Genomic DNA, 23,709 nt, shown 5'->3' on the forward strand with positions numbered 1-23,709 from the left:
TTCACTCGACCGGTTTAACCCTTAGAATCCAAAATGAACGACCGGTTCGAGTGGAAAGGATTGTGTTTATGACTCGGGTATGCCCTGAATGTATGCATCGAAATCCGCCGCAAGCGCGATTTTGCGAGGCCTGCGGCGGCGAGCTGGCATCTACGGATGCGGAAAAGGCACGGGGTCGCCTGAAGCTCCCCATTCGCGAGGTTTCGGTAGGGCGTGGCGAGGAAAACGACCTGGTCCTCGATATGCCGATGGTCTCGACCCACCACGTCCGCCTGACACGCCGTCAAAACCAGGCGACGAGCTGGTGGGCCGACGATCTGAACGCCACCAACGGAACCGCGCTGAACCAGCCCGATCGACGCATCGGGCACGTCGAGGTCGACGATCGCGATGTGCTCTACCTGGGTTCCCTGCCCGTACCGATTGCACGGATCCTCCGCGCGGCCAATCCCTATCTGAGCCGGGATTTTGAACTTATCCAGCCGTCCGGCGACCTCGTCACGGTCGGCACCCGCGAGGATAACACCATTTCCGTGCCATCGGCCCCGGGGCTGCGTCCCCATCACGCGGAGTTCCATCGCCAGGACGGAACCTGGACCCTCCATCCGATCGGGGTCGTCAAGGGTGTCGCCACCGAAATCTACCGCAACGGCAGACCGGTGGACCAGCCGGTCGGCCTGAGCCACGGCGACCTGATCTACTGCGGCGGAATGGCGATCTGGTTGGACACCGAAGGTTTTTTCACGGTCCGGAGCTGGCAGCGCATCAGTCTCGAAGCACGCGAGATCAGCGTCGTGGTACACGGCCGCGACCCCAAGCGCAGGAAGCTGTTGCTGGACGATATTTCGCTGACCCTCTATCCGGGGGAGCTCTGCGGCTTGATGGGCCTCGCCGGGGCGGGAAAAACGACATTGCTGCGCACCCTCAACGGGCACCGTCCCCCCAGTTCCGGTCGCGTTCTGATCAACGGCCAGGACCTTTACCAGCACTTCAGTCGTTTTCGCACGTCGCTGGGCTACGTCCCCCAAGAGGACATCTTCCACAAGGACCTGACCGTGGAACAGGCGTTGCGATTCGCCGCCGAAATGCGGATCGCCCCAACCCCCTCCCGCAAGGAAGTCAGTGATTTGATCGACCGCGTGCTGGTCAAACTGGGCCTCTTCAGCGCGAATGCACAGATTCGCAGTACCCGAATTTCCAATATCAGCGGCGGTCAGCGGCGCCGGCTCAACCTGGCCATCGAGCTGCTCACGGATCCGGCCCTGTTCTTCCTCGACGAACCGACTTCCGGCCTTTCCTCCGAAGATGCCCTGGTCGTGGTCGATCTCTTGCGCAAGATGGCCCACGAGGGGAAGACGATTCTCCTGACCATCCACCAGCCGAGTGCCGAACTCTATGCCGCGCTGGACAACGTCGTCTACCTGCACCAGGGCGGCCGGCTGGCGTTCTACGGGCCCGCCGTTCCCGATTCGATCATGTTCACCAACCCCGACAAGGCGCCGGCCGAGGCGGTCATTCCGGAGCTGGTGTTGCGCGAACTGGGTAAGGAATCCCCCGAGGAATGGCAGCAACGCTACCGTGATTCCGCCTTCGCCGAAGAAATGATCCGCAACCGCCGCAAGACCCTGCAACGCCTTCCCGTGCCGCCACCCCCGAAACCCTCGCAAACGGTTTCCGGGCTGCGTCAAGGCTGGGTGGTTTTGCGTCGCAGCCTACGCGCCAAGCTCCAGGATTTCGGCAACGCCGCCATCCTTCTGGCCCAGGCACCGATCATCGCCATCCTGATCGCCCTGGTCTTTTCACCCGACAACCCCGGCGAATCCTATCGCGACGCGGCCAATGTCCACTTTCTGATGGTGGTGGCGGCGATTTGGTTCGGCTGCTCCAACAGCGCGCGCGACATCTGCGGGGAGTGGGCGATCTTCAGTCGCGAACGCATGTTCAACCTGAAGTGCTCGCCCTACATCCTCGCCAAGTGGATCGTGGGCGGCCTGATCAGCCTGATCCAATGCGGCGTGCTGACGGCCGTGGTCACCAACGCGACCTACGTCAAGGCACCCGGCGCGCTGATCTTCGTGTTTCTGTGGTTGACGGCCATGACCGGCAACAGTCTCGGCCTCCTGATCTCGGCCGTGGCCTCGCCCTTCAAGAAAAACAACGAGATCGCCATCGGCCTGGTCCCGATCGTGTTGCTGCCCATGGTCATTCTGGGCGGCCTGATCCAACCCTACAAGGAAATGAACGCGGCGGTCCGGGTCATCGCCGATACGATGCCCACGCGCTGGTGCCTGGAGGCCGTACTGCAATTGGAGGCGGAGCGCACCTCGGGCGAGGTGTCGGAAGAAACGGACTGGGGCGAGGTGCGCATGAAGCGGCGGGAGTTCATCCTGGCGCCTTTCTTCGTGGAACCGGAGGATGCCGACCCCTGGCCCCTGATCTTCAACGAATTATGGATGAGCCTGATTCTACTCACGTTGACCTGGCTATACCTGATTCGCCGCCCAAGTGGATGATGCCGCGCCAACGTCGTGCAGAGGCCCCCTGCTCGCGGTCTCGTCCATCCCGATGCCTACGTCGTACATCTCGTTCCACGACTGTACTTTTGTCGCCGCTCCGGGTTACCTTAGAGCGGTACCCAAATTCCGGCTGACGCGACGGCCATTCCCGGTTGCCTTGTCATGAAATACCTGAAGATCGCCTTGGTGATCCTGATCGCCGCCACGCTCGTCCAACCGATCATCCTCAATCCGAGTACCTTGGAAAGGCGGGGCCTGCTCGATTACGTCTGGGAGGCGGCCGATCTGGGTGCGCCGGAACCCATCGCCGCCACGTTCGGATCCCGCGAGAAGGCGTTGTTCGACGCCGCCGACGCGCGCAACATGAGCGGGGTCCGCAAGGCCATGGAAGACGGCGCCAATCCCGCGCTCACCAACGACGACGGCCAATCGATCTACGAGATCGCGGTGACGCGGCGCCAACGAGAGCTGGTGAACTACCTGCTCGACGAAAAGGTGGCCCTCACGGGCGGAGACGCCTTCCACCTGGCGATCGTGTCCGAACAGCGCGACTTGCTGAAAACCATGCTGGACGGCGGACTGGACCCGAACCAACGCGAACGGGACGGCACCACGCCACTGATCAGCGCCATCAATTGGGGCGATCCCGAGTTGGTCGAACTGCTGCTGAAATACGGGGCCGATTCCGATTTGGCCACGGAATCCAGCGAGGCACCATCGGAATACGTCGCCAAGAAACACAACTACGGCCACTTCCCCGACGTGGACTACAATTACGACAAGATCCTCGAGTTGTTGAACGATCCGGCATTCAAGGTCGACAAGTTGGAAAGGTAGCACTGGCTTCATGGCAACGCAGCAGGTTCGCGACTATCGCATCATTCGCAAAATCGGTCAGGGTGGCATGGGCCAGGTTTGGCTCGCCCAACACATCCACCTGGATCGCCAGGTCGCCATCAAGATTCTCAGCCCCGAATGGCGCGCGGACCCTCGCTTTTTGGAGCAGCTCCGGAACGAGGCCCAACTCCAGGCCTCTCTGGAACACCCCAACATCATTCCCGTTCGCGACTTTTTCGTGGAAAACGGTCAACCCTTCATGGTGAGCAATTTTTTTCCGGGCACCTCGCTGGAACGCCTGATCGCCCAACGCGGTGCGTTTCCCTCCGCGGTGGCGCTGCGCATCATCCGACCGGTTCTCGAAGCCTTGAACCACGCCCACCTTCGCGGCATTCTGCATCGCGACATCAAGCCCGGCAACATTCTGGTGACGCCCCAATGGGACGTGCGGGTGACCGATTTCGGGTTGGCCCGAGCCTTGGTTCGGAAACGTCATCCCAACGCGCCGAAGCTGTTCGGCACGCCCCAGTACATGAGTCCCGAAGCGATTCAGAACCCAACCGGCACCGACCATCTCGCGGACGTCTACGCGGCGGGCATGGTGCTCTACGAAATGCTGACGGGCACCCTGCCCTTCGACGGTGACTCGGTAGAAGTGATTTGCAACCAGCAGGTGACCCAACCGGTTCCCGATCCCGGCCGAACCCATTCGAACGTGGATCCCGCCTTGAGCGGCATCGTCATGACGGCCCTCGAAAAGGATCCGAGCAATCGCTTCGCCGGATGCGGGCAGTTCCTCGAATACATCGATCACTACCTCGAGGAACCGCAGGAAACCCAACCGCAGGTCGCGGAGCCCACCTTCGACTACCGATCGACCCGCGACGAGAGCCGCTACGTCTCACCCAATCAAGGACCGCCCGTCCCGCGAGCCGACGCCGCGGCCGAGCGCCCCGTCCGTAGTGGCGCGCCGCATCCCGAGCCGGCCACCCACCGCGAGGCACCGCCACCCGGGCCACCGGAACCCCAGCCACCGGCGTTGATCGCCTGGATCCTGGCCTGGCCCTGGCGACGCTGGCACCACGCTCTGACTCATTTACCCTGGCTTCAGTACGCGATTTTGGTGTTGATCGCGGCCCTCGCGGTCACTTCGCCCATCGGTCGCCTGTTCAGTTCGTCCTGGTCGCTCGTCCCGCTGGCGGGCCGGCCCCTGCAATCGATTTTTCTCTACGGTATCCCGGCTCAGGTTTGGCCTCAATTGTTCGGCTTCTCGCTCTTCGCCGGATATGCCTGGCTATTGCGATTTCGGGCGCACCAACCGACCGACCACCCCAATGCGGCCATGGCATGGTTTCTCATGTTTCCCGCCACCGCGGTCGCCATCGGCCTGCTGTGGTTCGTCGCCCTCCCCGGTTGGCTCGCCTGGTTGATGCGGGCCGGTGCGGTGACGCTGATGCAGGACGGCGGTCTCGCTCACGCGGGCGACGGCGTCCTCGCGATCTGTGCCGCGCTGTGGTACCTGATTCTCGCCGCCACCTTCGCCGGTGCCGCGGTAATGGGCGAGATGCTGTGGTCGCACTACGTCCCCAAGCACTGATCCGCCCGAAAAACGTAGCAGGTCAATGGACGGGTTCATCGTACCCGAACGGCGCATCCAGGCTCGCGGGTCCGCCGGGCCGTCGTATTCGGGTTTGTATCGCGAAAACGATATCAGCGGGGCATCTCGAGGGTGATCACACCACTCAAGGGAACGCCTACCTGCCACGCCCCCATGCGGTACCAAGCCGTTCCTTCCAGAAGGGACACCGGTTTGTCGCGCAGCAGGTCGGGAACGTCCTCCATGGGTATTTTGAGGGAAAACGGCAGATACAACCGCGATTCCCGGTCTTTGGCCAACACGATCGCATCGCGATCTCGCCAGATCCCGTCGGCAAAGACGTCGCCGTCGATCACCAACCGATACTCGAGTTCGGTCAGGGTCCAAGCCCATCCCGTATGGTTCTCGATGCGTACCTCGGCCAGGAGGTTCTCACCCGTGAATTCGGTCCGGTCCCACGAAAACATTTCCGAAAGTTCGTTCGCCAGTTTTCGTCCCAGCACCCGGCCGCGGCTGAAACTCTCCAAAGGGCGACCATCTTCGCTGTAGAGACCCACCACGTGATAGGAAAAACCACCGGCGATGCGGTAGGGATACACATTGATGACAATCAGCGCCAACACGCCGATCAGGCAGGATCCCTTCAATACGAAACCAGCGACCTGACCCATCTCGCCCCCGCTACGCCAACGGCTGACGCTTGGAGGGATCCGGGCTGACGACCGGTGAGAAACGCAACAGGGTATCGCCGACCTGAATGTGGTCTCCGCGCTGTAATCTCGCTTTTTCCTCCAGCATCCGCCCATTGTGGAAGGTGCCGTTGGTGCTGAGGCTGTCGTCGATCCAAACCTCGTCGGAACGCACGAGAATCACCGCGTGCTTGCCCGAGACCTTGTCGTCGGGAATCCGTATGTCGGCGGTGGGATCGGAACCGATGGCGTTGCGTCCGGCTCGAACGGCATACACGGCGCCGGTCGTGTCGCGCGATTCGCCGACGAGGACCGCGACGACCGGCTTGGCATCGGCCGCTGGGCGAGGCCGCACCACTTGGGTCCGGCGGGACGGCTTGACTTCGGGAACCGAAGCTCTGGCCGCGATCGGCATCGGCTCGGTGCGCGGTGAACTGGGAGCTGGAGAAGGTGAACTGGGGGCTGGGGGCGGTGAGCCGACCGGCTCCCGCGGCGCGGGGGCCTTCGCGGGCGTCCGCCGTTCCACCATGGTGGTCCGCTGTTGGCGTCCGTTTTTGACCGCAACGCTTCCATCGGGCAGGCTGTGGGCGTTGCCGACGGCGTCGTCGTCCATGGCCTTGCAGAAGGGACATTGATCCCAACTGGGATCCAACCGGTGCCCTCGCGCGCAGACACTCGAAGCGCGGCGAACCAGAGGGTGGCGACACATGACGCAAAACTTGGCCGTCGAACGGTTTTCAGCCCCGCACTTGGGACATCCTATATTGGCCATGAGCCCACCTTTCACGCGGCGATCGCGGGAATCCTCACGGTCTCCCCAATCTTCATTCTGGCATGTTTGACGACAGAAGCAAATCGAGGCCAAAACCCAAATCGAGCGTTTCCTGGCGACACCAGCGCACGCTTTGGGAAAAACGTTCGAGAACGGATCGCTTCGGCAGTTCGCGAGCAGGCCGAAAAATGGCGAACCTCAAAGTTTGTAGGCGTGAACGATGTAGCGACCACTGGAGCCCTCGGGCGGTTTTTCCAATACGAACGCCGACCCGTCGTGGGAACCCAGGAGAATGCCGTCCGTGAGGACCTTGTGGCCCTTGCGGTTGCCTTTCATATCGATACGCTGCAGCACCAAGCGCCCGAAAACGGTTTCGTCCGGCAAACTGTAGCCGATCAGCAGGTCTTTCCCAAGCGGGTACAGCCCCTTGACTCGGGAGAAAGACGAAATCCATTTCAAGTGCTGTTCCCGCGACGAGAAGATTTCCTCGAAGTTGGGCGGCTTGGGCGGGACCCGATCCTCCATCATCAGGGGAATCTCGCGAACCAACCGGATCAGGCCGTCCTCGACATTTTTCCCTTTTTCGGGCCCGTATTCCTGCATGGTGGTCGACAGCTCGTCCACCACGAAAAAGTGTTTGGAGAACTCGCGCTGAACGATCCAGTGCTGCTTGAACTTGTAGTTGTAGTTCTTGAGCTGCTGGCGAATGGGATAGGACAAGGGTCCGACCCGTTCGATCCGCGCACCTTCCTTCGGAATTTTGACCTCGAGCAATTGGAAGACCTTGGGCAACCCGGGATAGCGTCGTGTCAACGAGGCCACATCCATGGCGAAGATGCGGCTACCGCAGGGGATCAAGCGCCGGTACAGCACCGATTCCGGATCTTCCGCATCCGGCGGAACCGACCAATCAGAGCCCAGCAGGTTGCCGCTTCGGTCGAAGAAAAAAACCTGGTTTTCGTAGAAATCCACGACCCAGTACATTTCTTCGTTGGCCGCGTAGGCAAAGGTGATGATGCCGCGAATATCGGCCTTGTTGGGGACCGGCTCGATCACGCGAATCAAGTTGCCTTCGAGGTCCCAATGGAAAAGTTTGGGGCCCTCCGCCATCAGGATCGAGCCATCGGCCGCCACCTGGACGTTGTAGGCGTCTCCTAACCGGAAGTTCTCAGACCGCTCTAGTTCGAAGGAATGGTGCTGAGGCGTGGTAAACAGGATCAACACCAAAAGGAGTGACATCAAAGCAACCTCACCCTTCAGCCAGTCTTGGCCAAGTGGCGCATTCTACGCGGTTTCGACGAGGCTCGGGAGATGCAGAATCCGAGGAAGTCAAATAAAAATTTTAGCCCATTGAAAGGGGCTTGGCTAGCCTCCTGGCAATAAATAATTTGAGCAAGCCCGTAAGCATATGGCAGTTCAAAAAATCACCTCGAATACACAAAAATACCACTACTTAAAAGAAATCCAAGGCGTCATGCCGCATAAAATTCTCCAAAGATCAACTATAGTACCGTAATGATAAACAAGTTAGCCGGCACGCAAAAAACACCCCGTCGCCAGGGCCACGAAAAGTCACTCTTTCAGGTATTACCAAGGAAATAAATTTTTTTATTCATTTATATTGAAGCGCCCACCGGAGACCTTCCACCTCGTTCCCGGCTCACGGTCCCCTCTCCCCCCCGCCTCGATTGATCCACCGGGGACCTGTTGTTATGATAGGGGGCTCGGCAGGGTTGTCGGGAGCTCGGCAGGTAGGCCTCGGAGAGTGAAACGAATGAGCAAGAAAATCACCCTTTGCAAACCCAACGGCTTTTGCGCGGGGGTGGAACGCGCCATCAAGATCGTCGACCTGGCGCTCGATGCCTACGGAGCACCGATCTACGTGAACCACGAGATCGTTCACAACCAGTACGTGGTCGACACCCTTGCCCGCAAGGGCGCGGTGTTCGTGGACGACCTGAACGAGGTTCCCGTCGGCGCGCGCCTGATCTATTCGGCACACGGCGTGGCTCCGGGCGTTCGCGAAAAGGCCAAATCTCGCGAATTGCGCGAGCTGGACGCCACCTGCCCGTTGGTCACCAAGGTCCACATGGAAGCGATCCGCTTCGCACGCAAGGGCTACCACATCCTTTTGATCGGACATGCCGACCACGTCGAGGTGGTCGGAACCTACGGCGAAGTCCCCGAGCACATCACCATCGTGGAACCCGTCCGTGGCGAGGCCTTGACCGACCTGGTCGCCCAATTGCCGGAACCGCCCACGGACCGCCTCATTTATTTAACCCAGACGACCCTGAACGTGGGCGACTGCATGAACGTGGTGGCCGCGCTCAAGCGCCGGTTCCCGACCCTGATCGGACCGCCGAAGGACGACATCTGCTACGCCACCTCCAACCGCCAGGATGCAGTCAAAGCGACGGCACCCCATGTGGATTTCTTCATCGTGGTGGGCTCTCCCACCTCCAGCAATTCCAAGCGCCTGGTCGAAGTGGCCCGCGAAAGCGGTTGCCGCGCGGGGCTCTTCCCCGACGAAACCCACTTGCGCGAATTGGACCTGGACGGCATCGGCCATATCGGCATCACCGCGGGTGCTTCGACTCCCGATGTCCTCGTTCAGACGATCATCGCCAGGCTCCGTGAATCCGGGTTTACCGAGGTCGAGGAATACCATCACGTCAACGAGAACATCAGCTTCTCGATCCCCAACCATTTCCGCAAAGATTTGATCGAGAAAGGTGTGCCCGTCTGATGTCATCCGGTCGGCTGCTTCAGCAAATTCCCGAGTTTTCGGCAACGGGCGGCATTCGATTGGCGCCGGGCAACGCCTCGATTCCCGTCACGAAACGCCTGCTGAAAATCATCGACAGTCCCGCACTGCAACGGCTGCGGCGCATTCGACAACTCAGTTTGGCCGATCGGGTCTATCCCTCGGCGACCCATACGCGATTCGCCCACGCGCTGGGGGTGTACGGCAACATCCTGGACTACCTCCGCAAGTTGGACCGCTTTCCCGAGTTTTTTCGGGCCTTCGAAGAAAAGGACTATTTGGCGATCATGCTGGCCGGCTTGCTCCACGATCTGGGCCATTACCCCTGTTCGCACCAACTCGATCACTTGGAGGAGTTTCCGGAGCACGAACTGTTGACGATCGGCCTGCTCAAGGGCGAGTTGGTCCTGGACGGCGTCAACCTGGGCGAACTCATTTGGGACGAGTTTCGCGTGGAACCGGATCACATCGCGGCGCTCCTGGGTCCGGCCCGAGACCTGCCCCCCCGCCTTCAATTGTTGAAGCAGATCATCGACTCTCCACTCGACGCCGACAAGTGCGACTACCTCGCCCGCGACAGCTTTTTCTGTGGGATCGACCACGGCAGCAACTTCGATCGCGAGCGCTTCATCGCCAACCTGACCCCCAGCTACGACGGTCGTTATCTGTGCATCCACGAAAAGGGATTGGTCAGTGCGGAGCGGTTCCAACTGGCCCGCTACTGGATGTATCGCTCGGTGTATTGGAGTCATACGGTGCGCTCGTTCATCACGATGCTGTCGACGGCCTGCAGGTACCTGGAGCCAGGTGCCGTGGAAACCGGCGAGGACTGGTGGCAACGCCTGCTGGCCTTCAACGACCACAATTTCATGGAATGGCTGCACGGCCGCGTCAGCGCGCCCGGGCAGGAATTGATCGAAATGGCCTACCTCAGCCGTCGCCCCTACAAGCGGCTGTACACCGTGAGCTTCAACCACGAGCCCAAGACCTATCACCTGCTTCAGGACGAACGCGTTCGCCAGCCGATTACCGATCACTTCTTCGCCTGGGCCCGCCGCAAGGGTGTGGAACTGGAACCCCACCACTTGATCTGGGATGTGCCGCCGATCTACAAGACCCGCAACTGGGAGACCTTTCCCATCAAGCTGGCCACCGGTATCGAGCGCCCCATTCACCAGGAGAGCCCCGTCACCGAGGCGTTGGGCCCGGCCTTCCAGCAGGGGGTCCGAAAAATCCGGCTGTTTTCCCATCCCAAACTGGCGCAACTCGCCGCGGCCCATCCCGACGAGCGACCGCTGTTGAAAGAGCTGATGTAACCAGGCCCCGGTTTCGCGGCAAGCATGACTCGAAGCCGCAACGACGCACGATGACCGGCAGGCCGAATCAGGAGACACTTTCGATGATCTACTTCGACAACAACGCCACCACGCCGATTTCGGAGGACGTCCGGCAGGCCATGATGCCGTACCTGACGGAGGCTTACGGCAATCCGAACTCGATCCACGAGGCCGGAAACCGGACGCGGGTGGCGATCGAGAAGGCCCGCAACCAGGTGGCGCGAGCGATCGGGGCCACGGCATCGGAAATCACCTTTACCGGCTCGGGCTCGGAGTCCAACAACCACGCCATCTTGGGCGTCCTGCAGGCGCACTGGAAAAAGGAACGATCGGCGGCGGGGAAGAACCTGGTCATTTCGGCGATCGAGCACCCATCGGTCAAGGCCACGGCGGAATGGGCCGCCAAGATGTTCGGCTACGAGCTGCGCATCGCCCGCTTCGCCACCAAGGACGGCATTGTCGATCTGGCCCCGTTCGAGGAAGCCATCGACGACGCGACGATCCTGGTCAGCACCATGGTCGCCAACAACGAGACCGGAACCCTGCTTCCCGTGGCCGAGATTTTCGAACTGGCGCGCGCCAAGGGGGCCTTGTGCCACTGCGACGGCGTTCAGGCCTTGGGCAAAATCAAGGTAAACGTGGCTGAACTGGGTTGCGACCTGTTTTCGATGGCGGCGCACAAGCTACACGGCCCCAAAGGGGTCGGCGCGTTGTTCACACGACGGGGCGTCAAGATCGAGGTCTTGGTCCACGGCGGCGCCCAGGAGAGCGGTCGTCGCGCGGGTACGGAGAACGTGGCGTACATCGCGGGTGCGGGTGTGGCCGCGGAACAAGCGGCCGCGGTGGATCTGGCGGCGATCGCGGCGATACGGGATCATTTCGAATCGAAGTTGAGGGAGCGCTTCGACAAGGCGATCCACATCAATTTCGCCGATTTGCCGCGCACACCCAACGTCAGTTCGGTCCAGTTCAAGGGTCAGGACGGCAACCTGTTGCTGATCAAACTGGATCGCAAGGAGTTGTGTGCCTCGACCGGCTCCGCGTGCAGCTCGGGATCGCTCTCTGTGAGCGGCACCCTGCTCGCCATGGGCCTCACCGAAGCACAGGCCCGCGCGACCCTGCGTTTTTCGCTTTCGAAATTCACCACGGAGGCCGAGGTCGCCGAGGCCATCGACCGCATCGCCGAGGTCTTCAAACCCGGCCGCCGCTGATCTGGCAGCCCTGCGCGAAGCGAGCCAGTTTGGCGTGCCCGTATGTGCGCAAGCGGCGTAACGCTTGTAGGTGAGGGGGCCGCCCAGGCCAGCTTGCTCAACCAATCGAAGCGATTTATGCAGCAGCCATCGATAACGCCTATGAGCGAAGCGCGGATAATTTCCGGTGACGCCTCACCGAAGCCGTGAAGTCCAAAGTTCCCGCATCAGGGCAGGGGCGTTACGCCTGTAGGTTGAACAGCCTGTTCAACCAGTCGGAGCGATGACTGTTCCGAAGAAAGGCCAACTTCAGGAGCGAAGCCCCCGAGTTTGCAAATCGCCCTTCCACGGAAGGGATTGGCTTCGCTCTTTCATAAAGTTCGAACGACAATCTTGGATCGCTTCGATTGGTGGAGCAGGCTGCCTGCGCGGCCCGGCTCACCTACAGGCGCGACGCATCTCTCGAAGATACGGGCACCCCCAAAGGGCTCGCGTCGAAGGGTTTCGGAGGCGAAATCCTCGGATCCGCGAGATCAATAATCTCGGTGACGGACGTACTGGGCGATTTCGGCCAGCAGCTCGGCGTCCACCTCGAGATCCTTCAAGGCGGCCAGGGCTTCTTCCAACAGACCGTCGGCAAACGCGTGAGCCTTTTCGCTGCCCAACAGCTTGGGGAAGGTCGCCTTGTCCTGGCCGGCGTCCTTGCCGGCCGTCTTGCCCAGCGTGTCGCTGCTGGACTCCTCGTCCAGCAAATCGTCCACGACCTGGAACATCAGGCCAAGGGCCTCGGCATAGCGGGTCAGCGCCGCCAGCTCGGGTTCACGGACCCCCGCGAGATGACCACCCAATCGCACGCAAAACCGCAGTAACGCACCCGTCTTGCGGCGGTGCATCAGTTTCAGGCGCTCCAGATCGTAGTCCTGGCCCTCTTGGGCGAGGTCCATCACCTGACCGGCCACCATGCCGCGCCGCCCCACCGCCTCGCACAACTCGAGAATGACGGTTTGGCGCGTTTCCGCCGTAAAGCCGGGATACGTCGAAGAAACCAGTAGCTGAAAGGCCTCGCAATGCAGGGCGTCGCCGGCGAGAATCGCGTTGGCCTCGCCGAAGACGACGTGGTTGGTCGGCTTGCCGCGCCGCATGTCGTCGTCGTCCATACAGGGCAGGTCGTCGTGGATCAGGCTGTAGGTGTGCAGGAACTCCGAGGCCAGTGCAAAGGGAATCGCCGCCTCCGGATCCTTGTCGTATGCGGCGCACACCACCATGGACAGCAGTGGCCGCAAACGCTTGCCACCCGCCAACAACGTGTATTCCATGGCGCGATCCAACGGATTGCAGGTCATGTCCTTGTTCGCGAAGTAACGCACCAGTTCGGTGTCGACGCGGTCAATCCAATGCTGTAACTGTTCATTATCGATCATGTCGTTCCAATTCCCTTTCACTCAGATCCCGGATGGGCGACTGCCCCCGATGTGTCCGTCAATCGGCATCGCGCGCCCGGCCCCATGCCGGGATCTTCGCGTGCGGTCAGGCTTGGCAGTCGCCTTCGTCGAAGGACTCGGTCTCGATTCCCTCGGGCCCCGCCTGAGTCAGAATTTCGATTTTGCGTTGGGCCTGATCCAGGGTCTTGTGAAGCTTGAGGCTCAATTTCACACCTTGCTCGTAACAGGCAATCGCTTCTTCCAGCGGTACGTCCACCGCATCCAATTTTTGGACGATCTCTTCCAATTGCGCCAATTGGGCTTCGAAGGAAAGCTCCTGCTCCGCGGATTTGGCGGTTTTTGCGGCTTTTTTCGTTGTCATGGTTCCTCCGCGCGGATACCTCACCCGGTTGGTCGGCTGACGCGCACGTCGACCCTCCATGCCGGACGAGCGCGCACGCTACCGGGAGGGGAGCCAACCGGGGAACCGTATATCTTTGCACAAAGAGGGAGCCTACACCACCGGGAAACCCAATCGAAACGGACCCGCTCGACATGCGCGAATCAGGATTCGAAGAGCGATTCCTGCACGGCTTCCACCGGTCGTTCGATCACGCGGGCCGTCATCTCGCCATCGCGCAGGCGAATGTTCACCACGGAGCCGATGCGGACGTCCTCGGGGCGGGCGACCACGCGCCGCCGCTCGTCGCGCACCAACGCGTAACCGCGGCCCAACACCTTGAGCGGCGAGAGATCGTCGAGCCGGGACACCCAATGCTCGAGTCGGTTGGTGCCCTGCTCCAGGCGATCCTTCACGCGGCGCGGCATTTCGCGATCTGCGGCGGCGAGACGTTGGGCCAGAAGGGCCACACGACCGCGCAACACGTCGGGTCGCACGCGTTCGGTGGCGCGTTGCAGACGGCGTTCGCGATCGCGCAACAGTTGAGTCAGGCGACGACGAAGCTCGTAATCCAGCTCGGCGACAGACCGTTGGGCCACGTTGAGCCGCGAACGCACCCGCACGAAGATCGGGTGGGATTCGGAGACGTTGATGCGGTTTTTGTAGTAGAGCAGGCGTTGCTGCATCGAGCGCGCCATGGTCTGGCGCAGAATGTCCAGGGTCTTTTTGTATTCCGTATGGCTGCGAACGACCAGCTCGGCGGCGTTGGAAGGGGTTGCCGCACGCACGTCGGCGACGAAATCGGCAATGGTGAAATCCACCTCGTGGCCCACGGCGGAGACGATCGGCGTGGCGGCGGCGTGAATGGCGCGCGCCACCACTTCCTCGTTGAAGCTCCACAGATCTTCTTCGGAACCGCCGCCCCGCCCGATGATCAGTACGTCGCATGCACCCCAGCGGTCGAGACACTCGATGCCCGCGGCGATCTCCTCCGCAGCACCCTGGCCTTGGACCCGCGCCGGATAGATCAGCACGTGCAGGCCCTCGAGACGGGCCTGAAGGACCCGCAACATGTCGCGAATGGCCGCACCGGTGGGCGAGGTGACGATGCCGATCTTGCGCGGCAACAGCGGCAAGGCCTGCTTGTTGGCCTCATCGAACAGGCCTTCCTGCTTCAGTTTGGCCTTCAATCGTTCGAACTCCGCCCGCAGACGGCCGACACCCACCTGCTCGATGCGGTCGACCACGATGCTGTACTCGCCGCGCGGCGGATAGACGCTGAGTTGCCCGCTGACCAGAACCTCCATCCCGTCGCGCGGCCGAAAAGAGACGCGCTGGGCGGCGGAGCGCCACATGTTGGCTCGGATTTGAGATTGATTGTCCTTGAGACTGAAATACCAATGGCCGGAGCCCGCGGCCTTGAAATTGGAAATCTCACCGACCAACCAGATACGCGGCACGCTTTCGATGACGCCGCGAATGCGCTGGGTGAGCTGGGATACGGTGAGCGGATGGGTTCGTGAGGTGACGCTTCCTTGATTCATGGCGCCATCATAGCGGTTCACCGACGCCAGCGAAAGCGATCGGGCGCCGACGTCCCCGAAAAAACAAAAGAAGCCAACTCGGTCCCAAGTCCGAGTCGGCTTACATTTGAAGATTATCGATGAGGATTTCGAAGCCATTCAACCGGATGAGGTGGCCGGTCTGTCATCCCCCCTGTTGCCGAGTGGGGAGCCGCGGGCTCATCGCAGCCGGAGCGGCGAAAAACAATACGTTTCCTGTCCGTCGTGGGTAATGGGCAAAAAAGACGGGAATCGCATGATTGGCTTCCTATAAAGATCTGCGCAAAACGCGCTTCGATCGGCTCACCAAAATGAAATAAATTTTCACAAAACTGATCGGCTCCGTTTTTTCCCAGACCACACAATCCCTTCGAATTCTCGGCCCTCCGGCTCCACGACCCAATCCTCCGATTGGTGACGATTCTCCTCTTGCCCCCGACTGGAATAGGGGTTATGGTGCTGTTGTAATTTCCCTTATCCCCTTTCCACTCGCCACCAATCCGCCGGCTTTCCCCACCGCTCATTTCCTCCCCGAGGTCATCACCTCGCAACGCCGCATACAACCAGATGAGGTTGCCCACATGGATGCTCCGGTTGCCGTGCTCGCCGCCCGACGTGCCGATATTTTGCGTCACTACCGTCACCCGTGGGTCTTTTCCCAAGGGGTTTTGAATACCGACCGGCTACGTGAGGAATGCACGGTCCAGGTGAAGTCCGAACAGGGCGACCACCTCGGCTGGGCCTTCTACCATCCCGAAAATGCCATCTGCCTGCGCATGATCACGTTCGACAACGCGCCCATGGATGCCACGGCATGGAAGAAGCGCATCGCCGACACTCTCGAAATGCGACGCGCACTGCTGGGCTCCGGCGTGGAGGGCTATCGCCTGATTCACGGGGAAAACGATGGATTTCCCGGACTCAAAGTCGACATCTACCGCGACTTGATCGTGGCCCAACTGATGTGTGCCGGTATGGAACACCTGCGCCCCCAGATGGCCCAGTGGTTGGTGGAAGTCACCGGCTGTAAGGCGGTCTACGAGCGAAGCGAAGGTCACGCCCGCAAACAGGAAGGACTCAAGCCCGCCCAGGGATTCATCCACGAGGAGTGCCCGCTGCCCTCGCGATTCAAGGAAGACGAACTCGAGTTCATGGTCGATCCGTCCGGCCCCCACAAAACCGCCTTCTATTTGGACCACCGTGCCCAGCGACGCTGGCTACGCGCGCGATCCCACGGCAAGCGGGTCTTGGACCTGTGTAGCTACAGCGGCGGTTTCACGCTCGCGGCCCTTCAGGGCGGCGCGTCCTTCGTACATTCGATCGACACCTCCGCCCATTACCTGGGCATGTTGGCCGAGCACCTAAACATCAACGGCCTGCCCGCCGACCGCCAGAAAAGTACCCGTGCCGATATCTTCGATTTCCTCAAGGGTAAACCGGACGAGCGCTACGACCTCGTGGTGTTGGACATGCCTTCACTGGCGCGCTCGGCGCGAGCCAAGCCCTCGGCCCTGCGCACCTACCGCAAACTCCATCAGGCGGTTTCCGGGTGGGTCCGCCCCGGCGGGATTCTGGTTTCATTTTCCTGTTCGAAGGTCGTGGACCGGGGTGATTTTCGCCAAAGCATATTTCTGGGGCTGCGCGACTGCAACCGCGAAGGCCTGCTCATCGAAACGTTCGACTCGGGCCCAGACCACCCCATTCACCTCCATTTCCCCGAGGGCGAGTACCTCAAGGGTTACGCCATCTACCTCAAGTGAGCCCGTCGCAACCGCGATTCGAACAGACACGGGGCCCACTTCGATCAGGGATGCGCCGGTCTCGCCAAGACCGCCGACCACGCTTGCATCGACCGAGATTCCTTGGCACAATCAGACGCTTCTGTTTGTGGATTTGCATCGGAGAACTCGCGGGGAAGATTCATGTCGGCTGATTTCAAATTTGAAAGGGAAGATTATCTGTTCGAGCTGCCGCCCGAGCGGATCGCGCAGACGCCGGCCGCACGGCGCGACGCCTCGAAATTGTTGGTCGCCGGCGCAGCGGGCCCGCTCGAACACCGAACCTTCGCGCAAATCGGCGGCTATTTGCGGCGCGGCGACGTGCTGGTCATCAACCAAACGAAGGTCATGAACGCGCGCTGTTTCGCGGTGAAGGAAAACGGTGTCAAGATCGAGATTTTCGTGCTCGGCATTCCGGCCGACCCCGCCGAGACCCAGGTCCTGGCCAAGCCGGCCAAGCGCCTGAAGCCCGACATCGATATCCTGTTCCCCCATTCGGGAGTTCGGGCCCGCGTCGTCGCCAAGCACGATCAGGGTCGCCACACTTTGGCGTTCGAGAGCCTGGACGCGCTGAGCGCCGTGCTGGCCCAAGACGGCGAGCTGCCGTTACCGCCCTATATCAAACGCGAGCAAGGACCCAGCGAAACGGATGGCGATCGCTACCAAACGGTATTTGCTCGCGAGTTGGGCGCGGTCGCCGCGCCCACGGCAGGCCTCCATTTCACGGAAGGCCTGCTCGCGGAGTTGGCCGCGGCCGGCGTGGAAATACTGCGCGTCACCCATCACGTGGGCATCGGTACCTTCAAACCCCTGGTGGCCGAAGACATCCGCGACCACCTCATGGAAAGCGAATCCTATTTCATCGACGAAGGAACCGTCACCCGGCTCGATGTCGCCAAGTCCGAAGGCCGGCGCATCATCGCGGTAGGCACCACTTCCACGCGCTGCCTGGAATCCAACTACGACGACGGCTTTCACCCGGGCCACTTCGCCACCGATCTCTACATCTACCCCGGCTATTCCTTTCGGGCGATCGATGCCCTGATCACCAATTTCCACCTGCCGGGATCTTCCCTGATCCTTCTCGTCAGCGCCCTGATGGGCCACGATCGCATTATGGACATCTACCGCGAAGCCATCGGCCGCGATTACCGCTTCTACTCATACGGCGACGCCATGTTGCTTCTGCCCCGCCAAGGAGAAATCGACGCATGACCCTTCGAGGCTATTCCATCGACCGCCGCGCAACCCGGCTCCTCTTGGTTGCCCTGTTCATGACGGTTCCGGCATGGGCCAAAGATCTACCGCCCTATTTCGTCAAAATCCTGCAACCGCGTACCTTGTTCGCGAAGAACGAACCCGTGCCCATCATCATTCGGCTGGGGAACCAGTCCGAGCGCAATTTGAAATCGCGCAAGTTCCCGCCCGTCCTGGAAAGCCTGGTCGTCACGCAGGGCGGCGAGCGTCTCGCCTTGGATCCCAAATACAAGAGCAAGGATCTCTTCCGCAAGCTGACCGTGCTCGAAATGGGCAACCACAAGGATTTCCGCCTCAATATCAAGCGACTCTTTCCCGCCATGGCCGAGGGTGGCGTATTCAGCATCGGCTACAAGGACGATATCTACGAGCACACGTTCAAGAACATCCAGATCGCCAAGGTCGACCTGCCCCCGCTCGACGCCCACTACGTTCTGGAAACCAGCAAGGGCGACATCACCCTCAAACTCCACCACGATCAGGCACCGCGCCACGCCCGAAACTTCGCCGTCCTGGTCGCGATCGGCTTCTACAAGAACATGATCTGGCATCGGGTCGACAAGGGTTTCGTGATCCAGACCGGCGATCCTCTCGGTACCGGCGAGGGCGGCAGTAACTTCAGCCTGCAGTTGGAAACGACGCCCTTCCTGAAAAACAAGAAGTACAGCGTCGGTGCGGCTCGCGGCAACGACCGCGACTCGGCCAATTCCCAGTTCTACGTCTGCCTTTCCGACGTGTCCGCTTTGGACAACGACTACACCGTTTTCGCCGAGGTGATCGACGGCTTCGAAGCGGTGGATGCGATCGGCAACGTCGCCACGACCGGGTCGAAGGCCAAACCGGCCAACCGCCCCTTGGAAGAGGTGGCCCTGCGCGACGTCAAAATCAAGGCCGTCGAGGCCAATTGACACGCCGGACCCGGCCGCGCCCCAACCATTCCCACGAAGGACGACAACGTGCACAAAGGTCTAGAGCAACTTCTCTCTCAATTCCTAAAAAGGTCCTGGCACCACATCAACGACGAACGCCTCGCAGGCGTGTTGCGCCCGCCCATCTGGGTCATCGACCTGGCCGAAAAACGGCTCGGCTTTTGGGACGCCCACAAGCGAACCATGGGGATTTCCATCGAACTGATGTTGAACCACAGCGAGGCCGAGGTTCTGGAGGTGCTCAAACACGAAATGGCACATCAGTACGCCGACGAAGTGCTGAAAAGCGGCGAACACGGCGACGAAACCCCCCACGGCTCGGCCTTTCGCCACGCCTGCCACCGTCTGGGTATCGGGCACAGCGCGCGGTTCCAACCCCAGTCGGAGCCGCCACCTCTTTTGCGGCGCATCCAGAAGCTGTTGAAGCTCGCGGAAAGCCAGAACCGTCACGAGGCCGAAGCCGCCATGGCCAAGGCACGCGCGCTGATGGAAAAATACGAGCTGGATATCGGCCTGGAAGAGACCGAGTACCGCTACACCTTCCTGGGTAAACCGCGGGGTCGCCGTTCCGCTCCCGACAAGATCATCGGCGCCATTCTGGCCTCGTTCTTCCACGTCCAGATCATTTGGATTCCCAGCCGTTCCCTGATCCACGAGAAGCGGCTGTGGTTGATGGAGGCCAGCGGTACCACCACCAGCCTGGAGATCGCCGAATACGTCTACGCCTACCTGGCCCACGAGATGGAATGGCTGTGGCTGGAACATCGGCGCGCCCATCCCGGTGTCTCCGGAAGATCGCTCAAGAACGACTTTCTGGTGGGTTTGCTGTTGGGCCTCCAGCAGAAGCTCGCGGAAGAGGAACAGGCATCGTCGGACAATGCCTCGAAATCGCTGATCCACTTGAAAAGAGAGAAGCTTCGCGGCTTCTTCGAACAACGCCATCCATCGCGCCGCACATCGCGGGGCGGTTCCTATCGGGAAACGGATTCCTTTCACGCGGGACTCGACAAGGGCCGCGACCTGGACCTGAAAAAGGGACTTCGCGGCACCAAGGGCGGCACCCGGCGCCTGGCTTCCGGCTAACGCGGGGCATCACCGGCGGGAAAGGTGATTTCGCGCCACCTCGAGAGGCCGCAGAGAACCAGGCCCACCACTCAAACGAGTGGAACCAGCCGTCCCCCACACACGCATCTCAACGACATCCGTGAATCCAGCCGCCCTCCCGCGGCTTACCAGGTATCGAGGAGGCTCATATGTCCCAGGTTCTCGTTCCTCTTGCCGATGGTTTCGAGGAGATCGAAGCCATCAGCGTCATCGATCTCTTGCGTCGCTCCCAAATCGAGGTGACCGTGGCCGGAGTGTCCGGCAGGTCGGCCATGGGTGCCCATCAAATCGCGGTCCAGACCGATGCGACACTGGACGAAGTGGTCGAGCGCCCGTTCGACATGGTGGTCCTGCCAGGGGGCATGCCGGGTGCCCAGACCTTGCGCGAGAATGGCCAACTGGCCCACAAGATCAAGGCCATGAACGACGAAGGCAAGTGGATTGCGGCGATTTGTGCCGCTCCCATGGCGCTGGCGGCCGCCGGCGTCTTGGTGGGTCGACGGGCCACCAGCTACCCCGGTTTTCTCGACGAGTTCGAGGACGTGCGGCAAACGGGCGCGCCGGTGGAACGCGACGACCGCATCATCACCGCGCGTGGCCCGGGCGCAGCCATGGATTTCGCGCTGACCCTGATCGAAGTGCTGGCCGGCAAAGAAACGCGTGACACCATCGAAGCGGGCCTCCAGCGTCCCTGAGCGGAAACCCGCGCAAGACCTGCCGTTTTTCCATTCGAACCCGGCAGGTCTTGCAGCCAAAAACCCCGAGCCGATTTTCGATAGGCACAAACCCTCGCAAAGGATTAGAATAAAGTCACTTCTCGCATGATCCGAGGTTTTGTTCAGGGCCGCACCCATCGTGCTGACGCATTCAGGATGAAATTGGGTCCCGGCTCCCGATCCAACGTGCCAATGCTCAGGGGGTAACCATGCTGACGCAACTCGACATGTCCGTCTCGATGGACAAAGCGACCTACCAACAACAGGTCAAGGATCTGATGACCCGGTTGCGTCTGCTGCAGCACCAGTGCTGGGAGGAAAAGCTGCCCATGGTGGTCGTTCTCGAGGGCTGGGCCGCCGCGGGCAAGGGCTCCCTGGTCAAAAAGATGACGCGCTACATGGACCCGCGCGGATTTCAGGTCCACCCCATCTGGCCGGCAACCGAGGAAGAGCGAAAATATCCGTTCATGTGGCGTTTCTGGCAGAAACTGCCGGCCAGGGGCAAGCTCGGCATCTTTTACCACAGTTGGTATACCCGGGTTCTGGAAGACCGCCTGTTCCAACGCATCGAGCCGGGTGCCGGTCTCGCCGACACCGTCCACATCAACGGCTTCGAACGCCTGTTGAGCGAAGCCGGCTACGCGATCGCCAAGTTCTGGATCCAGGTCGACAAAAAGGTGTTGCGCACGCGACTCAAGGAGTACGGCGACGACCCGCTCCAATCCTGGCGGGTCCGGGACGAGGACTGGGGTCAGGTGAAACGTTACGGGGAGTACCGGGCGCTCGCCGAGGAGATGTTGGCCAAGACAAGTACCGGCTGGGCACCATGGACCCTGGTGGAGGGAAATTGCCCGTACTGGAGTCGCATCAAGGTGCTTCAGACCGTAACCGCGGTTCTCGCCGAGGCCCTGGAACGCAAGCAAAGCCGCCAAAACTGTGCACCGAAACCGGCGACGCCTCCCATCTTTGGCGCCATGGAGCCGAACCACCTGGCTCGGGTCGACCTCACCCGCACGCTCGACGAAGCCGAATACGAGGAACGCCTCGCCATCGCCCAAATGCGGCTGTACAAGCTGCAGCGCAAGATTTTCAAGGCCGGCCTCCCGGTCCTGATTCTGTTCGAGGGTTGGGATGCGGCCGGCAAGGGCGGCGCCATCAAACGGTTGACCGATATCTTGGACCCCCGCAGTTTCGCCGTGCACACGTTTTCGGCGCCCACGCCGCAGGAGCTGGCCCTGCCCTACCTGCACCGTTTCTGGAAAACCATTCCCGCCAAGGGTCAGATCGCGATTTTCGATCGAACCTGGTACGGGCGCGTGCTCGTGGAGCGAATCGAAGGATTCGCCACCGAAGAAGAGTGGCGCCGTGCCTACCGGGAAATCAACGAGGCGGAGGCCCAACTGTGCGAGGCCGGCGTCGTACTGGTCAAGTTTTGGCTGCACATCGACAGGGAGGAACAGCTTCGTCGCTTCGAAGCCCGCCGCGACGACGATTTCAAGAACTACAAGTTGACCGACGAGGACTGGCGCAACCGCGAGAAATGGGATCCATACGAAGTGGCGGTGAATCAAATGATCCAGCGCACCAGCACGGTGCGTTCACCCTGGACCCTGGTAGCCGGAAACGACAAGCGCCACGCGAGAGTAAAAGTTATCGAAACCGTTGCAAAAGCGATCAAAGACACCCTGAAAGCCTTGAAGGCCAGGAGCTGAGCTCGGATCGAGGACCAGCTCCCCAGCCGGTCAGGCCGGCATCATCTGAGGATGCCCGTTGGCCATCCAGGCGGATCCGGTGTTCGTTACAGGGCGCCCGAAAGACCTTTCAGGAACCCGCGCATTTCGGCCACCTTGACCCTGAAATGCAACTGGTTGTCCTTGACCTTCCATTTGCCGATCAGTTCGTTCTTCAAAAAAACGTTCAACACGGACTTGATGCGCTTGGCGCTGATATGGGTTTGGCGCAGCACCACGTGGGTGTCCAGCACCACGGTGACCTCTGGATCGGACCCTTGGGCGGCCGAACTCAAGATGTAGATACCCAGCACCAGTACCGTGTTCTTCATCATCAGATCCGTGTACTTCTGGTTGATGACGTTGATTTTGTCGGCCAACGATTTCAACAGGCGCACGGTGATGTCCGGGGTCTTGGGCAGCGCGTTGATGAAATTTTGATTGGTGAACTCGATCAGGGTCATGTCGCTGTGGGCCACGATCGTCGCGGAGCGCTTCATGTTGAGGAACACACCCATCTCGCCCAGCAGGGCGCCGCTCCGCACGGTGGCCAGGCGGTTGCGGTTCCCGAAGGGGTCCGTCTTTTCCACGCTGGCGGTTCCCTCCACGATGATGTAGACCGTGTCGGAGGGATCGCCTTCATTGCTGATCACCTCGCCCTTGGGCACTTTCTTGAGCTCACCGCACTTCATGAGGAACTGAAGGGTGTTCATGGTGAGCTTGGTATTGAACGACTCGATTTGAGAGTACAAATCGTAGTTCATGTTGGCCATGGTGGGTGACCCCGCGGGAAGAAATGATGCGGCGGACCGGAGGGGCCAGGGACGAAATGGGCGGCGACATGAGGATCGAGCGCGGTCGCCGAAAACGAAATGGCGTCATCCATGTGCGTGGCAATGCTTCGGCCGCGGAAAACGAAGCGACAGGAACCTTGGTTATTTGCTCGGCAGAAGACCACAAATCATAAGCCCTGAAAGGCAATCCGTGGCGAGGATTACCGATTCGGCGGCACCACTTGACCCCACCGGCCCCTTTCCGGCTAGGATCGTCGTCGAACGGCACCAGGTCCGACGGACGGCACCGGAGAGCCGAATCGAGATCGGGAAG

At 60.9% G+C, this 23,709-nt stretch carries 19 protein-coding genes; 12 read left to right on the forward strand and 7 right to left on the reverse strand.

Features of this window, described 5'->3' with window-relative positions; translation table 11 throughout:
* The first annotated feature begins 68 nt into the window (after positions 1–68).
* The 3 genes from J3U87_RS11800 to J3U87_RS11810 all read left to right on the forward strand — a co-directional run bounded on the left by J3U87_RS11800 (position 69) and on the right by J3U87_RS11810 (position 4,950).
* Positions 69–2,513, forward strand: coding sequence for an ATP-binding cassette domain-containing protein (locus tag J3U87_RS11800; RefSeq protein WP_237383240.1), 2,445 nt, complete (start codon positions 69–71; stop codon positions 2,511–2,513).
* Between the two features lie 165 nt (positions 2,514–2,678).
* Positions 2,679–3,353 (forward strand): ankyrin repeat domain-containing protein, encoded by a 675-nt coding sequence (locus J3U87_RS11805; protein WP_237383241.1) that lies wholly within the window; start codon positions 2,679–2,681, stop codon positions 3,351–3,353.
* 10 nt (positions 3,354–3,363) lie between these two features.
* Entirely contained in the window at positions 3,364–4,950 is a 1,587-nt protein-coding gene (locus J3U87_RS11810; RefSeq protein WP_237383242.1) for a serine/threonine protein kinase, read from the forward strand.
* Between the two features lie 113 nt (positions 4,951–5,063).
* Here J3U87_RS11810 and J3U87_RS11815 read toward each other — a convergent pair whose 3' ends face one another.
* The 3 genes from J3U87_RS11815 to J3U87_RS11825 all read right to left on the reverse strand — a co-directional run bounded on the left by J3U87_RS11815 (position 5,064) and on the right by J3U87_RS11825 (position 7,650).
* A complete protein-coding gene (locus J3U87_RS11815) occupies positions 5,064–5,621 on the reverse strand; it encodes a hypothetical protein (RefSeq protein ID WP_237383243.1) in 558 nt (185 codons plus the stop codon).
* Between the two features lie 10 nt (positions 5,622–5,631).
* Entirely contained in the window at positions 5,632–6,411 is a 780-nt protein-coding gene (locus tag J3U87_RS11820) for an FHA domain-containing protein (protein ID WP_237383244.1), read from the reverse strand.
* A 198-nt stretch (positions 6,412–6,609) separates the two neighbouring features.
* Positions 6,610–7,650, reverse strand: a complete 1,041-nt coding sequence (locus tag J3U87_RS11825; RefSeq protein WP_237383245.1) for a hypothetical protein — start codon at positions 7,648–7,650, stop codon at positions 6,610–6,612.
* A gap of 535 nt (positions 7,651–8,185) precedes the next feature.
* Here J3U87_RS11825 and ispH point away from each other — a divergent pair.
* The 3 genes from ispH to J3U87_RS11840 all read left to right on the forward strand — a co-directional run bounded on the left by ispH (position 8,186) and on the right by J3U87_RS11840 (position 11,726).
* Positions 8,186–9,160 (forward strand): 4-hydroxy-3-methylbut-2-enyl diphosphate reductase, encoded by a 975-nt coding sequence (gene ispH, locus J3U87_RS11830; RefSeq protein WP_237383246.1) that lies wholly within the window; start codon positions 8,186–8,188, stop codon positions 9,158–9,160.
* Positions 9,160–10,494 carry an HD domain-containing protein gene (locus J3U87_RS11835; protein WP_237383247.1) on the forward strand — a complete coding sequence of 445 codons (1,335 nt, stop codon included), beginning with the start codon at positions 9,160–9,162 and terminating at the stop codon, positions 10,492–10,494. Before ispH ends, J3U87_RS11835 begins: the two co-directional genes overlap by 1 nt.
* Positions 10,495–10,577: 83 nt before the next feature.
* A complete protein-coding gene (locus J3U87_RS11840) occupies positions 10,578–11,726 on the forward strand; it encodes a cysteine desulfurase family protein (protein WP_237383248.1) in 1,149 nt (382 codons plus the stop codon).
* A gap of 512 nt (positions 11,727–12,238) precedes the next feature.
* On the opposite strand, the gene J3U87_RS11845 is transcribed toward J3U87_RS11840, so the two are convergent.
* The 3 genes from J3U87_RS11845 to xseA form a co-directional block, all read right to left on the reverse strand.
* Positions 12,239–13,126 (reverse strand): polyprenyl synthetase family protein, encoded by an 888-nt coding sequence (locus J3U87_RS11845; protein WP_237383249.1) that lies wholly within the window; start codon positions 13,124–13,126, stop codon positions 12,239–12,241.
* Positions 13,127–13,232: 106 nt separating this feature from the next.
* Complete coding sequence (gene xseB, locus J3U87_RS11850; protein ID WP_237383250.1) at positions 13,233–13,508, reverse strand: exodeoxyribonuclease VII small subunit; 276 nt, start codon at positions 13,506–13,508, stop codon at positions 13,233–13,235.
* A 182-nt stretch (positions 13,509–13,690) separates the two neighbouring features.
* Entirely contained in the window at positions 13,691–15,070 is a 1,380-nt protein-coding gene (gene xseA, locus J3U87_RS11855; protein WP_237383251.1) for an exodeoxyribonuclease VII large subunit, read from the reverse strand.
* A gap of 599 nt (positions 15,071–15,669) precedes the next feature.
* Here xseA and J3U87_RS11860 point away from each other — a divergent pair.
* The 6 genes from J3U87_RS11860 (at position 15,670) to pap (ending at position 22,584) form a co-directional block, all read left to right on the forward strand.
* Entirely contained in the window at positions 15,670–16,848 is a 1,179-nt protein-coding gene (locus tag J3U87_RS11860) for a class I SAM-dependent rRNA methyltransferase (protein ID WP_237383252.1), read from the forward strand.
* 162 nt (positions 16,849–17,010) lie between these two features.
* Positions 17,011–18,081, forward strand: coding sequence for a tRNA preQ1(34) S-adenosylmethionine ribosyltransferase-isomerase QueA (gene queA / locus J3U87_RS11865; RefSeq protein WP_237383253.1), 1,071 nt, complete (start codon positions 17,011–17,013; stop codon positions 18,079–18,081).
* Entirely contained in the window at positions 18,078–19,031 is a 954-nt protein-coding gene (locus tag J3U87_RS11870; RefSeq protein ID WP_237383254.1) for a peptidylprolyl isomerase, read from the forward strand. Before queA ends, J3U87_RS11870 begins: the two co-directional genes overlap by 4 nt.
* Before the next feature lie 48 nt (positions 19,032–19,079).
* Positions 19,080–20,135 (forward strand): SprT-like domain-containing protein, encoded by a 1,056-nt coding sequence (locus J3U87_RS11875; RefSeq protein WP_237383255.1) that lies wholly within the window; start codon positions 19,080–19,082, stop codon positions 20,133–20,135.
* 170 nt (positions 20,136–20,305) lie between these two features.
* Positions 20,306–20,851, forward strand: a complete 546-nt coding sequence (locus J3U87_RS11880) for a DJ-1 family glyoxalase III (protein WP_237383256.1) — start codon at positions 20,306–20,308, stop codon at positions 20,849–20,851.
* Between the two features lie 230 nt (positions 20,852–21,081).
* Positions 21,082–22,584 (forward strand): polyphosphate:AMP phosphotransferase, encoded by a 1,503-nt coding sequence (gene pap / locus J3U87_RS11885; RefSeq protein ID WP_237383257.1) that lies wholly within the window; start codon positions 21,082–21,084, stop codon positions 22,582–22,584.
* An 86-nt stretch (positions 22,585–22,670) separates the two neighbouring features.
* Here the strand turns inward: pap and J3U87_RS11890 are convergent, their stop codons facing one another.
* On the reverse strand, positions 22,671–23,375 hold the full coding sequence (locus tag J3U87_RS11890) for a Crp/Fnr family transcriptional regulator (RefSeq protein WP_237383258.1): 705 nt from the start codon (positions 23,373–23,375) through the stop codon (positions 22,671–22,673).
* Between the last annotated feature and the right edge of the window lie 334 nt (positions 23,376–23,709).

This window comes from Sulfidibacter corallicola, from assembly GCF_017498545.1.
GTDB classification, from domain to species: Bacteria; Acidobacteriota; Holophagae; order Acanthopleuribacterales; family Acanthopleuribacteraceae; genus Sulfidibacter; species Sulfidibacter corallicola.